Origin of the sequence: Nitrosomonas sp. Nm132 (assembly GCF_900100485.1) — a bacterium.
GTDB lineage: Bacteria > Pseudomonadota > Gammaproteobacteria > Burkholderiales > Nitrosomonadaceae > Nitrosomonas.
The window spans coordinates 1-13,723 of record NZ_FNDH01000008.1 but is presented as its reverse complement, the minus strand read 5'-3'; the positions used below and the strand labels follow the sequence as shown (position 1 = coordinate 13,723).

Below are 13,723 nucleotides of genomic sequence, written 5' to 3'. Positions count from 1 at the left end.
TTAGCTTTTCTCCATAACACACATTAATGGGTGCTGGTTTTGTCTAGAAAATTCATTTACCTGCTGAACTTTGGTCATTGCTATATCACTGGGATAAATACCACAAACACCCATCCCTTCAGTATGAATCTTAAGCATAATTTGAGTTGCTTTTTCTTGATCCATAAAGAAAAAAGTTTGTAGCACCATCACTACAAAATCCATAGGAGTAAAATCATCATTTAATAACATAACTTTATATAAGGGGGGTAACTTAATCTTACTTTTACTTTCCTCTAGCACTCCATTTTCACGATTCTTTGTTACCATGACTCACCTAATATAATTTAAAAAAAGAAAAGCACGAGCAACAAAACAAATTATTTCTTCTTTATCATATTTGACGATTACGACAAAATTTTCAAGCGCCTTAAACGAATCATTTTACTTCACAGCAAAAAAACTATCTTAAAATTTACACGATGGCTTGACTTAAGCCAAAAATTTGCGTAAAACACCAACTGGCGTTTGGCTTCAAGTTCTCTGCAGTACTGGTTAGAGCCGTTTGCGGTCTTGAAATTCAAATAGTTTTAGGGTTTCCGGCCCAGTTTTTTATAGGAAGTAAAAATGGCAACAGGTACAGTAAAATGGTTCAATGATTCCAAAGGGTTTGGTTTTATAACACCTGATGATGGTAGCGAAGATTTATTTGCACATTTCTCAGCAATCAATATGACCGGTTTTAAAACTCTCAAGGAAGGCCAGAAAGTGAGCTTTGAAGTTACTCAAGGGCCCAAAGGAAAGCAAGCATCAAACATTCAGTCTGCCTAAGACATTGCAATACACAAGGACTATCCTTTTAAAGAGGCAGTTGGCAATATAGAAGTTAGCTGTTTACTTTAATCGTTGAAAATACCCATCGCCAGCCTCAAGTTGACGATGGGAGAAAGATATTTGAATACAACTCACTGTTTCGTTCTTCTAGCTCATTCTTTCTATAATTGCATCTCCAAATTTTGAGCACGTAACCTCAGTTGCTTCTTTCATTTGCCGCGCAAAATCATAAGTTACTATCTTATCTTTGATAGTTCTCTCCATTGATTTAATAATCATATCAGCAGCCTCATTCCAGCCAATATGCCTTAACATCATTTCGGCTGAAAGAATAATTGACCCTGGATTAACTTGATCTTTACCAGCATATTTAGGAGCTGTACCATGCGTCGCTTCAAATATCGCAACTGAATCACTTAAATTCGCTCCAGGCGCGATGCCAATGCCTCCAACCTGCGCGGCTAGAGCATCGGAAATGTAATCACCGTTTAAATTTAGCGTAGCAATCACATCATACTCAGCAGGGCGCAATAAAATTTGCTGCAGAAAAGCATCGGCAATAACGTCTTTTATTACAATCCCACCCTTATCTTCGGGTAATTTCATCCATGGCCCTTCATTTAGCAATTCAGCACCGAATTCTTTCATAGCCACGTTATAACCCCAATTTTTAAAAGCTCCTTCGGTAAATTTCATAATGTTACCCTTATGCACTAAGGTTACCGATGTACGTTTATTGTCGATCGCATACTGTATCGCTTTTCGCACCAATCGCTCAGTTCCTTCCTTTGATACAGGCTTGACACCAATACCAGAGGATTGAGGAAAGCGAATGCTTTTTACTTGCATATCTTTTACCAGGAAGTCGATCACTTTCTTCGCAGATGCAGATTCAGCTTCCCATTCTATCCCAGCGTAAATATCTTCTGAATTCTCACGAAAAATAACCATATCGACTTTCTCCGGATTTTTTACCGGACTAGGCACACCCTCGAAATAACGAACAGGACGCAAGCAGACATATAAATCAAGCAATTGGCGTAGTGCTACATTAATAGAGCGGATTCCGCCGCTTACCGGTGTTGTCAAAGGGCCCTTGATAGAAACCACATATTCTCTTGCGGCCTGTAATGTCTCATCTGGCAACCAAACATTCTCACCATACAGTTTGGTTGATTTTTCTCCAGCATAGATCTCCATCCAGAAAATCTTGCGCTTATCGCCATACGCTTTATTTATTGCCGCATCGACAACTTTTATCATCACAGGTGTAATATCGATTCCTATCCCATCTCCCTCAATAAATGGAATAATTGGGTGATCAGGTATAACTAACGAGAGATCACTATTGACAAGAATCTTCTTGCCGTTAGGGGGCACTTTTATATGTTGAAACATAGAATCTCCAATAAACTAGTGAGTTATAAAATATATTGTAATTTAACCTTGAATGGTCGAGTAAATTCATGACAGATACTCATTTAATTGCTATTCATTCAATCCAATCCTTGCCTGATTAATCCTAACTCGCAGTACCATTCTGTCCCCAGACTGAACAACTTCCACTCTGCGCAAGAAATTCTGCCCAAGCAAACCCATTTCTCCTTGCATACCTACACTTATACTTAGCCCCTTTGCCAAAATACCGCCTATCTTGATATCTTGTCCCGATACAATCTCACCCATAAATTTACCCCCAGCGGTCGAGAAACTTGCGGGCCTGCCAGTTGGTAAATTTGCAGCGCGCGCCAAATCATAGCTAATAGAAACCATACTTGCCCCTGTATCTACCATAAAATCGACAGGATAACCATTGATTTCTCCTCGAACATAATAATGTCCATCCCATGATCTAGAGATCACAACTTCACTGCCCGCTCGATTATCTTGAATCACAGCAATTTTGGGTTCTAGCCAGTTCTCAAAAAATAAATAGGCTATGCTAAAAAGGATTACCCAGATCACCAACGCAGTAACATAGCCCCAAGGAATATAATTGCGCATCATTAAATCATGTACTTCCTGAAAATAGTCCGGCTAAACAAAAAAACCATAAAAAATAAGCAGATCCCTATTCCTAATTAATTTCCTGTGTACTCACTCATCAGATACATTACATTTTAAATCAAAATCTATTACTTTCTTTTTTACTTAGGTATTCGTCTCTTCAGAATTCTCCTTGATTTCTATAATGAAAATTGAGTTAGATGATTTATTCATAATTAATAATGAAATCTGTAATACTTATCAAATAGAGTTTTAATGACTTATATGAAGTAAGAAATGCCAGTTAATCAGCCCAAGCTTTCATAGCTTGCTAAAAAATACGCTAGAATGTAGTTTTTGAACTTTTATCGGGAGCCCTTTAATGTCAATGGCAAACCGCGATGGTGTAATCTGGTACGATGGAAAAATGGTTCCTTGGCGAGATGCTACCACGCATGTACTTACTCATACGCTACATTATGGAATGGGCATATTCGAAGGCTTACGTGCTTATCTAACAAGTAAGGGACCGGCCATTTTCCGTTTAACTGAACATACTGACCGCTTGTTTAATTCAGCGCATATTTTCAGAATGGCTATACCTTTTGACAAAGCCACACTGATGCAAGCGCAAAAAGAAGTAGTTAAACAGAATCATCTTGAATCGGGTTATATTCGCCCTATCGTTTTTTATGGCCCAGAAGCAATGGGATTATCTGCTAAAAATCTATCTGTTCATGTCGCAATTGCCGCCTGGCCATGGGGCACCTATTTAGGAGCAGATAGTTTAGAAAATGGTATTCGTGTTAAAACATCCTCATTTTGCCGCCATCACGTGAACATTAATATGTGTCGTGCGAAATCAGTGTCTACCTACACCAATTCCATCTTAGCGCACCAGGAAGTTGCACAGGATGGCTATCATGAAGCATTACTCCTGGATGTAGATGGGTATGTTGCTGAGGGCTCTGGAGAAAATATTTTTATCATCAAACAAGGTAAGCTTTACACACCTGATTTGACCTCTTGCCTTGAAGGCATCACACGCAGTTCAGTAATCGAGCTAGCACAAGAAATAAATATTCCTGTAATTGAAAAACGCATTACCAGAGATGAAGTTTATTGTGCGGACGAAGCATTCTTTACAGGAACAGCGGCAGAGGTCACTCCTATTCGAGAACTCGATAATCGTATCATTGGCAATGGTAAACGTGGTCCAATTACTCAGCGACTACAAGCTTTGTTTTTCGATTGTGTCAACGGTAAAGCAACCAATCATGCCGATTGGCTACACCATGTTTGACCTAGTTTAATGGAGCATTTCATGAATAACCCAACCACCCTCAATCAGCGACAAATTGAAATCACCGATGACGATTTACCTTTGCATTGCCCCATATCGTCTATGCGCCTATGGAATAGTCATCCACGTGTTTTTTTACCCATCGAAGCCACCGGTGAAGCACTATGCCCTTATTGTGGCACGCGTTACATCTTGAAAGGTGGCGCAAAAGCAGAACATCATTGAATCAATCAACAAGCCTATTTCTGATCAATTAACAATTAAAATACTGAGCGCGGTCAATTCGAATAGATAATTTCATTCTGATCTGCTTTTAAATATCCCGAGCCATCAAGTTATTACGTCATGAATAAAGTTCCACGCGAAATTTTTAAAGCGTACGATATCCGAGGTATCGTAGACACCGTGCTAACCAATGACGTAGCTGAAAAGATTGGTCACGCCATTGGTTCTGAAGCGCGTGAGCGCAAACTCGATTCTATTGCGATAGGCCGGGATGGCAGACTATCTAGTCCTTCCCTGACACAAGCATTGACAAAAGGATTGCAAAAAAGTGGTCTTCAAGTCATAGATGTAGGCGCGGTACCCACACCGATGCTTTATTTCGCAGCACATCAGCTATGCAACTATACTGGCGTAATGATCACAGGTAGTCATAACCCACCGGATTACAATGGCCTGAAAATAGTTTTGGGTGGCGAAACGTTAGCAGCTGAGACAATTCAGGCATTACGTATTCGCATAGAAAACAACAACCTGATGTATGGCGAGGGTAATTACAAAACACACGTTATTACTCCAACCTATTTCCAGCGTATTATCAGCGATGTCAAATTGACTCGCCCAATAAAGATCGTTGTCGATTGCGGTAATGGGGTAACTGGAGCTTTTGCGCCAACACTCTATCGGAATATGGGCTGTGAAGTGATCGAACTATTTTGTGAAGTCGATGGAACATTTCCCAATCACCACCCTGATCCATCAGTACCCAAGAATCTGCAGGACGTCATTTATGCTCTAAAAACTACTGATGCAGAAATTGGTTTTGCCTTCGATGGTGATGGCGATCGACTTGGCCTGGTAACCAAAGATGGGAGTATTATTTATCCCGATCGCCAGCTGATGTTATTTGCTGCCGATATATTGACCAGAAACCCAGGAGGGCAAATTATCTTCGATGTTAAATGCACGCGCAATTTAGCTACATGGATCGAGCAACATGGCGGTAAGCCGGTCATGTGGAAAACCGGGCATTCATTCATTAAAGGCAAACTGAAAGAAACAGGTGCGCTATTAGCAGGAGAAATGAGCGGCCACATCTTCTTCAAGGAACGCTGGTATGGCTTTGACGATGCCCTTTATGCCGCAGCACGATTATTAGAGTTATTAAGCAATCAAGATGACATTAATGCTACATTGCATGCTCTCCCAGATGCTCTTAATACATCAGAATTACAAATCAAACTAAAAGAAGGCGAAAATCACGCATTGATAAAACAGCTTCAGAAAAATGCACACTTCGATAACCCAGAACGAGTGATCACCACTGATGGATTAAGGGTCGAATACAAGGATGGATTCGGTCTGATACGCGCATCGAATACAACCCCTGTCGTAGTTTTACGCTTTGAAGCAGATGATACGATAGCACTGCAACGCATACAACAAGACTTTCGTAATATCATCCTGCAGTTCAAACCAGACGCTATATTACCTTTCTAAGAATCTGATTAGGCGTATTGTGATATACCTACTGCAAATTACTACCACAAAAGGTAGTGGCTGCTGGTAATTTCAAATAAAAATGTAGCAGCTCTTAAGCTGATGCCTGAGTAGAATTTTTTTACAAGCTACCAGTAAAACCATTTGTCATTACATTCACTCACCAGAGAAGCTGTTCCTATTTCAATCATACAGCAAGGATAATTCTTTAGATTGTCCTCCAACCCAACCGATCAGACTGGTAAATCATGCTATAACCCAGGTGCAACTAAAGGAAATCATTTTCCCCTGAACAATCATACGTTACTACATAATAGGGGAACTTGATTTGTGAACAATCATCAAATTGGCATGAAACTTTACTACTCGATTATCGTATTATCATTACTATTTCCTGCAAATATTTTCGCAAACGAACTTCCAGATCTTGGCGATATATCACAAGCCACAATTACAACCCACCAAGAACGACAGATCGGTTTGCAGATTATGCGCCAAATTCGCGCAGATCCCAGTTATCTGAATGATGCTGAAATAGCAGGTTACCTCAATAATTTAGGTAATAGGCTCATTTCATCATCAAATGAAGCAAAACCCGATCAATCATTTGAGTTCTTTGCCCTGCAGGATCCTTCCATCAATGCATTTGCTTTACCGGGCGGATTTATGGGATTCAACAGCGGTCTGATCATTGCCGCACAAAGTGAATCTGAATTAGCGGGGGTTATGGCGCATGAAATTGCTCACGTCACTCAGAAACATCTGGCAAGAATGCTTTCTGGACCGCAATATATTGGCCTTTTCGCTTCCATCGCTGCACTTGCTTTAGCTATTCTCGCGTCTCGTTCGAATCCTCAAGCAGGACAAGCAGTGCTTGCGACTGCACAAGCCGGCGCCATTCAATCCCAGCTGAACTTTACACGTAAACATGAAAAGGAAGCGGATCGAATCGGTTTTAATATTTTGAATAAAGCAGGATTCGATCCTCATGGAATGTCAGCCTTCTTTGAGCGTTTACAAAATGCTGGGCGATATTATGAAAATGGAGCCCCCTCTTATCTGAGAACGCACCCGCTTACTTATGAGCGCATAGCAGATATTGAGAATCGCACACGAGAATTATCTTATCGCCAAGTTCCTGACAGCATCGATTTCCACCTAGTTCGAGCTAAGCTAAAAGCCCTCCAGGGAAACTCTACAGATAGAGTAATGGAATTTGATTCACGCCTACAAGATAAACGTTACGCCAATGAAATTGCGGAGCGCTATGGCCTAACTTATGCGCTATTGCGCGATAAGCAGTACAAACGTGCAGATAAGGAATTAAACGAACTATACCGAGTAATGCAATCTGATCATTCTATCAGCCTACTCAAGAATCACAGTTTGGGCAACCCCGTCTTGGTTGAGAGCGAATATTTACAATCAGGTGCTATGATCGAAGCACTTGCCGCACGAGTTAAACTGGCCAACAAACAAATTCAAGATGCATTTAAAATTTACCAAACTGCATTAAATACATACCCCCAACACCGTGCACTGATTTACGATTATATAACAGCCTTACTAAACCACCAAAATGCGAAGGCTGCTCTTGAATTCATCAATAAACAGTCACAAATTATTCACGATGACATCAATCTTTATCGGCTGGAAGCACAATGTCACTCTGCGCTTGGGAACCACATGCTCCAACATCGTGCTCAGGCAGAGGTCTATGTCCAAGAAGGAAAATATCGCGCTGCAATAGAGCAGCTAGAGATTGCTTTACGTAAAGATAATGGTAATTTTTATCAATTGTCCAGTATAGAAGCACGCCTGAGACAGCTCAAGGAATTTGTTGCTGCTAGTGAGAAAAAGCAGTGATTTCAGTTAAACCCTGCTGTAATACTTAAAATCAGTCATCTAAATGATGGCACCTTAATAACTTCATGTTTAAATAAGACTTGGTCCACCTCCAGATGTCACGCCTTAATCTCAAAAATAAATCGATTATTTTGCTAATCATTCTGGTATTTGGGGCAATTTATGGATATACCAATCAAAAACTAGCATCTGAAAAAGAAGAGTATCGAACCAGAATAGTTGATCGTGGAGACATTGCTCAAATTATTTCGGCAAATGGAACGCTGACCCCACTTGAGCTTGTCAATGTAGGGACGCAAGTGTCAGGTACCGTCTCCAAAATATATGTGGACTTCAATGATCAGGTAAAAACAAGTCAAATATTAGCTGAACTTGATCCAGCGCTTCTCAAAGCGCAATTACAACAATCTGAGGCTAATTTTAAGAGCGCCCAGGCAACTTTAAAAAATGTGACCAGTAAGGTTACTCGTAGTCGTATCCTTTTACAAAAAGGATTCATTTCCAATGAAGCTCTGGATGAAATCGAACAACAACTGGATATTGCACATGCTCAGGTAGCTATCAGCAAAGCTAATGTTGAACGTGATCGCGCTAATCTGAATTACAGTGTTATCCGGTCACCGATTTCCGGGATAGTCGTCGCACGCGATGTGAATGTTGGTCAAACTGTTGCGGCTAGTTTCCAGACACCCACCTTGTTCCAGATCGCCCGTGATTTACGGCAAATGCAAATTAATATCAGCGTTGCCGAGGCCGATATTGGTCAGATACACGCTGATCAGGAACTCTCTTTTACGGTAGATGCATTTAAGGAACGAGAATTCACTGCTTTTGTTAAACAAATACGCATGAATCCTACTATCCAGGAAAATGTAGTTACCTACAACGTGGTTGCAACTGTCATCAATGACGACGGAACTCTATTACCGGGCATGACAGCGAATGTTCGTTTCATCGTCAGCCAAAAAAGCGCTGTCCTTCGGATACCTAATGCAGCGCTTCGTTATAAGCCAAGTAACGAAATATCTGTATCCATCAGATCCTCTGCCAGACAATCCCACCAGTCCCTCCTCTACCGCCTTGGAAACAAGGCAGCCATACCGATAAATGTTGTCACCGGGATCACAGATGGAAATTTCACTGAAATGATTTCAGGTGATCTAAAAGAAGGGGATGAGTTGATTATCAGTGATACTGCAAGTAAAAAACAAAATGAATCATCTACGAGCAATTTTAGATTCAGGATGTTCTAATGCCGGGCATAGACAACATTCCAAATCAACCATTGATTCGAGTGGAAGATTTGTGCAAGGCTTATCGCCTAGATCGCCATGCAAATCAGCCGGTTTTCCATCAGGTGCTATTTGATATCAACCTTGAAATTTATTCTGGAGAATTCATTGCCATTATGGGGCAATCTGGCTCAGGTAAATCTACTTTAATGAATATTCTGGGTTGTCTTGATACACCTACGAGTGGCAATTATTGGTTAGCTGGCCGCAATGTAGCATATCTATCTAATGATGAACTGGCACGCGTACGAAATCACGGCATAGGCTTCGTATTTCAGGGTTTTAATTTGCTTAAGCGCATGACAGCCTTGGATAATGTGGCGATACCATTACTGTATGCCGGTATGAGCCGCAACGAAAGCCGTGAACATGCGCTGACATTATTACAACAAACAGGCCTGGGGCAATTTACGCTACATTATCCTAATCAACTTTCTGGAGGACAGCAACAGCGAGTCGCAATCAGCCGGGCATTGGTTAATCAACCCCAGCTTATTCTGGCTGATGAACCAACTGGCAATCTTGATACACAAACCAGCCATGAAATCATGACATTATTCAAACAACTTAATGGCGGTCAGGGCATAACGATTATCCTGGTAACTCATGAAGATGATATCGCCTCCTATGCCAACCGCACGATTCGATTAAAAGATGGCCGCATCATCCAAGATAAAAACAAAGGCCCTCTTTAATTTATGTCATCTCATAATAATAAAATTACAACTTAATCATGAATCTGCTGATCATTATCGATGAAGCCTTTCGCGCCCTGCGACTCAATCGCCTACGCACTGGACTGACTATGCTCGGTATGATCATTGGTGTTGCAGCTGTGGTATTAATGCTATCAATCGGTCAAGGCGCTCAAGCCCATATTAGTAGCACAATAACTTCTATGGGAAGTCACCTATTGCTCGTGGTGCCGGGTGCAACCTCCTCAGGGGGACTACGGTTTGGGAGTGGCAGCGTAAAAACATTGACTGCAGGTGATGCGCAAGCCGTTGCAGAATTACCCTCAGTTGAAGCGACTGCACCTGTTGTCTCCGGAATTGCCCAGTTTAGTTATGGCGCTAATAACTGGAGCACAACGATAACAGGTGTCACTCCTGATTATTTCTCTGTCGGTAATTGGGAAATAGAGGATGGTTCGATATTTTCTGAAGCAGACTTACGCTCTGCTACACGCCTTGCTGTCCTGGGAAAGATAACTGCTGAGAATCTATTTGGGAAAGAAGATCCCACTGGAAAAACGCTTCGTATCGCCAATAGACCATTTCTGGTAGTCGGTGTTCTTGCAGTCAAGGGTCAAAGTCTTAGCGGACGCGATCAGGATGACAATGTATTTATCCCCCTCACCACTGCCCAACGTCAAATTCTTGGCAATCAATTTCCTGGATCGATCAACTATATGATGGTCCAAGGAAAATCAGCGGATATGATGGAAGAAGCAGAAATGGAAATTACTCGCCTGCTCCGCCAACGCCACCGTCTTTCTGACAGGATGGAAAATGATTTTACCGTCCGTAACCTGACAGCACTAGCAGCCGTTGCAAGCACTACTGCCAAAATAATGGCATGGATGCTAGGAGCCATTGCCTCGATCTCATTGCTGGTTGGTGGCATCGGGATCATGAATATCATGCTGGTATCAGTTACAGAACGTACTCGAGAAATTGGGATTCGCATGGCCATAGGCGCCAGTCGGCGTGCAATTCTTACACAATTTTTACTAGAAGCTTTAATGATTTGTATTTTAGGTGGATTAACGGGTGTAGTGCTGGGAATCAGCGGAGCATGGACGATAAGTCAGATTGCAGACATGCCAGTCGTCATTACACTCGGTATGATTGGCTTAGCTTTTACTTTTGTATCTGTCATCGGCATATCTTTCGGCTTCTATCCTGCCAAAAAAGCAGCCTCATTAAAACCAGTAGAAGCCTTACGCTATGAATAAAATTACCCGATATTGTGTGAAAATTCTTCTGTCCTAGATAGATAGCCCAGACAAGTGTCAATGGTTGCCGCCACGAAAAGGCTACTGGTGCGAGTATGGCAAACGCTGGGAGCACATCAAGAATAAATATCGGTTGTGGTACAGTAACCAGGAGCGAAAAACTTTGGGATCGTTAGCTGAGACCTGCCAATAATCTGGCGATTTCAAATCCTATTGATGTACCAGTGACAATTTAGGAATTCAGTTAATAAAGCTGCCGCAAGAGACTGATTTCAATTCTGTTCATCCTATTATTTTTCCAGTATTTGAATCCACGTATCTATAATTCACAATTGGCCCACCTCTGATTTTCTCAATTGATTCATCAATAATAAACAGAGGAACTAAGAACCATTCGCGCGGCACTATAGGATTCCCAAATCTATCCATAATTTCAATATCAAGTTTTGCTGGTTCAAAAAACCTGTGAATCAGGTTCTCCAGCTTCGTGCGATTGATGTTCGAAAGTCCATAGGTAGCCACAATCTCAACATCAGCCATGAGGAAAGTGGGATCTAGCTTGGCATTGATAATGCGTTTTTCAATACTACCGCTGGTCACACCGATTTTATGAATAACATCGCGGTGTTCCTTAATTAAAGGATGATCAGATTTGCTGCGGAGCACATAAATTGTGCCAACTTCCATATCTCCCTCTTCAATTTCATCGGAAAATAGCGGGCCGGGAGAAGGATCGGTAATCCTGCGGCTGGCTTCATCTTTGTTTAGTGCCCGTTGCAGTGATCTCATTAAAATATCGCTTTCGGTACCATTGTCGTATATCACACGCAGCCTACGGTCTGATCGTCCATACTCTGCAATGAATTCAACACTCATTTCTGCAACATAGACTTTCTGGCCGCCGAGGATGAAGAAATCCCCTTGTCTGATCTGCGCATCGTCTTTGAATTTACGGGTTAGGCGAATACCGGACGCCAATTCTTCTTGCACCTTGACAAATAATGGCTTGAATTTATCAAAATCCAGGCATGAATTACGTTTGGCGATCTCTTCAGCAGCTTTGATTTCTGCGCGGGATTGTTATATACGTTAACTTAGTGATGTCATTTTCACCTGTATCCAAAACACCTAACTCAGACAGCAACACATCATCGTCCAGATTATCCAAATCACTCACAACAGCGGTCGGTTCACCGGTAAGGAGGCCATGTTTATCTTTATCCGCTAGAACGGCCCGGCATTCTTCGGAAGCACGGATTTTATCGAGTCTTACCGCATACAGCCGTTCGAATATATCGCGATCCTCGCCGTGTGCGGGTGCTCGACCAAGCTGTTCATAGAACCATTCAATATCTTCAAAACCGGCAATGATGCGTTCTTCGCGTGGCGTGCGGCTTCCCGTATTTTTAACCTCCACCTCAACACCAAGCTCAGCGAGAAGCGCATCATCTTCATCTGTAAAACTTACTTTAGCCATTTGCTGCCTCCGCTTTCATTCGTGCCAGAAAGGCAATACTCTCGGCCATTCGTTTTTTCCATGGGTCTTGTGATGTCAGCGATGGAAGCCTTCCGCGCTCTTGCTTGAATTTCAGTGCACGCTGGGCCAGTTCGCGTGCTTCCTCAATGGTGAGATTCACTTTCTTACCGGCAATCACCAATGCCACCTGCTTCAGACTATCTTCATTCATGGCCTTGGCCAGGATTGCATAGGCTTCACCAAAAGGGTTGATACGATCAATCAAATCAATATCAAGATCATGCACATCCATCGCAAACTTGCGAACCCCGTCAATCAGAGCGGCATTGCCAGCTTTCAATGCATCGCCAGCGGAATTGAGGATTTTCTTTGCCTGCTGAGTAAGGTTCAAGGCAGCAATCGCGTGCTGACGCACAGCTTCTTGATCATTTTCATCCAGTTCCGGGTATTTATCTTTAATAATTTTACCTATACGCACTTGCGTGAATTCCTCTGGCACCATCTCGGAATCAAATAAGCCCCGTTCCAACGATATTTTATCCTGCACAAATGCTGCAATGACCTCGTTCAAATCTTCTTGGCAAATGCGCGTAGCTTCTTTACTCTTTGGCTTCACCAACCCTTTAATCTCTATCTGAAACTGTCCGGTCTGTTGGTTAAAGCCAACATTCTCTTTTTTAGGATCGTAACCGCCTTCACCGTAGTCGAAGCCATCTACTGGAACGCTTTGGCTGTTCTTGGGCGTGAAATTGAACTTAGGAGCAAGTACCTGTTCCATCCCAAGATCCGCGATTCAAGGATTGAAAAGTAACGGAATGTCCTACCACACAAGCGATCCGGTAGAATTAAGGCTGTCGAAGCTTTCACCTATGGGGTGATAAAAGGAGGTAGGGCAATGAGGGCTTTGGCACAAATGGTGCTTCCGTTCAAGATAGAGGCAACGGACGAGATATTAACAGCGAACGCTGGATTAGTGCTATTTGGCGAATTTGTCCATGGTCTAGGATTTAAGCGGTGGTTACTGCAAGAGATGCCAAAGCCTGGAAGCGGACACAGCTATGAGGCGACGGCCTATGTAACCCCACTGGTGCTCATGCTCAATGCTCAATGCTCAATGGTGGTGGCCGGTCGCTGAAGGATATGCGCACCCTCAAGAGCGACTCTGCATTATCCAATTTACTGAAACTGGGTGTGCTGCCGAGCACAGATGCGGTGGGCGACTGGTTGCGCCGCACGGGTGCTGGCAAAGGACTGGCGGGTCTTTCTCGTATCAATCGGCGGATCGTTGCCGCGCGGATTCGTCAATC

At 42.4% G+C, this 13,723-nt stretch carries 14 protein-coding genes and 1 pseudogene; 9 read left to right on the top strand and 6 right to left on the bottom strand.

The features are described 5' to 3' along the window. Positions 1-309: an ATP-dependent Clp protease adapter ClpS gene (gene clpS, locus BLP80_RS04730; protein ID WP_090540655.1), complete on the bottom strand. Its 309-nt coding sequence runs from the start codon at positions 307-309 to the stop codon at positions 1-3. 297 nt (positions 310-606) lie between these two features. Here clpS and BLP80_RS04725 point away from each other — a divergent pair, with 297 nt between their 5' ends. After that, positions 607-810 (top strand): cold-shock protein, encoded by a 204-nt coding sequence (locus BLP80_RS04725; RefSeq protein ID WP_011112285.1) that lies wholly within the window; start codon positions 607-609, stop codon positions 808-810. Between the two features lie 150 nt (positions 811-960). On the opposite strand, the gene icd is transcribed toward BLP80_RS04725, so the two are convergent. Continuing rightward, a complete protein-coding gene (gene icd / locus BLP80_RS04720; protein ID WP_090540652.1) occupies positions 961-2,211 on the bottom strand; it encodes an NADP-dependent isocitrate dehydrogenase in 1,251 nt (416 codons plus the stop codon). A 90-nt stretch (positions 2,212-2,301) separates the two neighbouring features. Further along, positions 2,302-2,820 carry a retropepsin-like aspartic protease family protein gene (locus BLP80_RS04715; RefSeq protein ID WP_256203604.1) on the bottom strand — a complete coding sequence of 173 codons (519 nt, stop codon included), beginning with the start codon at positions 2,818-2,820 and terminating at the stop codon, positions 2,302-2,304. Positions 2,821-3,181: 361 nt separating this feature from the next. Here BLP80_RS04715 and BLP80_RS04710 point away from each other — a divergent pair, with 361 nt between their 5' ends. The 7 genes from BLP80_RS04710 (at position 3,182) to BLP80_RS04680 (ending at position 10,939) form a co-directional block, all read left to right on the top strand. Beyond that, positions 3,182-4,102, top strand: a complete 921-nt coding sequence (locus BLP80_RS04710) for a branched-chain amino acid transaminase (protein WP_090540650.1) — start codon at positions 3,182-3,184, stop codon at positions 4,100-4,102. Positions 4,103-4,123: 21 nt separating this feature from the next. Further along, entirely contained in the window at positions 4,124-4,327 is a 204-nt protein-coding gene (locus tag BLP80_RS04705) for a zinc-finger domain-containing protein (RefSeq protein WP_090540648.1), read from the top strand. Between the two features lie 120 nt (positions 4,328-4,447). Beyond that, positions 4,448-5,824, top strand: a complete 1,377-nt coding sequence (locus BLP80_RS04700) for a phosphomannomutase/phosphoglucomutase (RefSeq protein ID WP_090540646.1) — start codon at positions 4,448-4,450, stop codon at positions 5,822-5,824. Positions 5,825-6,154: 330 nt separating this feature from the next. Beyond that, on the top strand, positions 6,155-7,690 hold the full coding sequence (locus BLP80_RS04695) for a M48 family metalloprotease (RefSeq protein ID WP_371128808.1): 1,536 nt from the start codon (positions 6,155-6,157) through the stop codon (positions 7,688-7,690). Positions 7,691-7,785: 95 nt separating this feature from the next. Next, on the top strand, positions 7,786-8,943 hold the full coding sequence (locus BLP80_RS04690) for an efflux RND transporter periplasmic adaptor subunit (protein ID WP_090540642.1): 1,158 nt from the start codon (positions 7,786-7,788) through the stop codon (positions 8,941-8,943). Continuing rightward, entirely contained in the window at positions 8,943-9,677 is a 735-nt protein-coding gene (locus tag BLP80_RS04685; protein WP_090540640.1) for an ABC transporter ATP-binding protein, read from the top strand. The genes BLP80_RS04690 and BLP80_RS04685 overlap by 1 nt, the downstream gene beginning before the upstream one ends. 38 nt (positions 9,678-9,715) lie before the next feature. Continuing rightward, positions 9,716-10,939 carry an ABC transporter permease gene (locus BLP80_RS04680; protein ID WP_090540638.1) on the top strand — a complete coding sequence of 408 codons (1,224 nt, stop codon included), beginning with the start codon at positions 9,716-9,718 and terminating at the stop codon, positions 10,937-10,939. 282 nt (positions 10,940-11,221) lie between these two features. On the opposite strand, the gene BLP80_RS16140 is transcribed toward BLP80_RS04680, so the two are convergent. The 3 genes and pseudogenes from BLP80_RS16140 to BLP80_RS04665 form a co-directional block, all read right to left on the bottom strand. After that, complete coding sequence (locus BLP80_RS16140; protein ID WP_256324957.1) at positions 11,222-11,929, bottom strand: GIY-YIG nuclease family protein; 708 nt, start codon at positions 11,927-11,929, stop codon at positions 11,222-11,224. A 61-nt stretch (positions 11,930-11,990) separates the two neighbouring features. Continuing rightward, positions 11,991-12,416, bottom strand: coding sequence for a hypothetical protein (locus tag BLP80_RS16135; RefSeq protein ID WP_256324956.1), 426 nt, complete (start codon positions 12,414-12,416; stop codon positions 11,991-11,993). After that, positions 12,409-13,206: pseudogene (locus BLP80_RS04665) on the bottom strand (DEAD/DEAH box helicase); the annotation flags it as partial. The gene BLP80_RS16135 and the pseudogene BLP80_RS04665, both read right to left, overlap by 8 nt. A 105-nt stretch (positions 13,207-13,311) precedes the next feature. Here BLP80_RS04665 and BLP80_RS04660 point away from each other — a divergent pair. Further along, positions 13,312-13,551 (top strand): hypothetical protein, encoded by a 240-nt coding sequence (locus BLP80_RS04660; RefSeq protein ID WP_090540636.1) that lies wholly within the window; start codon positions 13,312-13,314, stop codon positions 13,549-13,551. The last annotated feature ends 172 nt before the right edge of the window (positions 13,552-13,723 follow it).

Excerpts from the sequence above, each read along its gene's own strand:
- clpS (WP_090540655.1), bottom strand. The coding sequence starts at position 309 with ATGGTAACAAAGAATCGTGAAAATGGAGTGCTAGAGGAAAGTAAAAGT.
- BLP80_RS04725 (WP_011112285.1), top strand. The coding sequence starts at position 607 with ATGGCAACAGGTACAGTAAAATGGTTCAATGATTCCAAAGGGTTTGGT.
- icd (WP_090540652.1), bottom strand. The coding sequence starts at position 2,211 with ATGTTTCAACATATAAAAGTGCCCCCTAACGGCAAGAAGATTCTTGTC.
- BLP80_RS04715 (WP_256203604.1), bottom strand. The coding sequence starts at position 2,820 with ATGATGCGCAATTATATTCCTTGGGGCTATGTTACTGCGTTGGTGATC.
- BLP80_RS04710 (WP_090540650.1), top strand. The coding sequence starts at position 3,182 with ATGTCAATGGCAAACCGCGATGGTGTAATCTGGTACGATGGAAAAATG.
- BLP80_RS04705 (WP_090540648.1), top strand. The coding sequence starts at position 4,124 with ATGAATAACCCAACCACCCTCAATCAGCGACAAATTGAAATCACCGAT.
- BLP80_RS04700 (WP_090540646.1), top strand. The coding sequence starts at position 4,448 with ATGAATAAAGTTCCACGCGAAATTTTTAAAGCGTACGATATCCGAGGT.
- BLP80_RS04690 (WP_090540642.1), top strand. The coding sequence starts at position 7,786 with ATGTCACGCCTTAATCTCAAAAATAAATCGATTATTTTGCTAATCATT.
- BLP80_RS04685 (WP_090540640.1), top strand. The coding sequence starts at position 8,943 with ATGCCGGGCATAGACAACATTCCAAATCAACCATTGATTCGAGTGGAA.
- BLP80_RS04680 (WP_090540638.1), top strand. The coding sequence starts at position 9,716 with ATGAATCTGCTGATCATTATCGATGAAGCCTTTCGCGCCCTGCGACTC.
- BLP80_RS16135 (WP_256324956.1), bottom strand. The coding sequence starts at position 12,416 with ATGGCTAAAGTAAGTTTTACAGATGAAGATGATGCGCTTCTCGCTGAG.
- BLP80_RS04660 (WP_090540636.1), top strand. The coding sequence starts at position 13,312 with ATGAGGGCTTTGGCACAAATGGTGCTTCCGTTCAAGATAGAGGCAACG.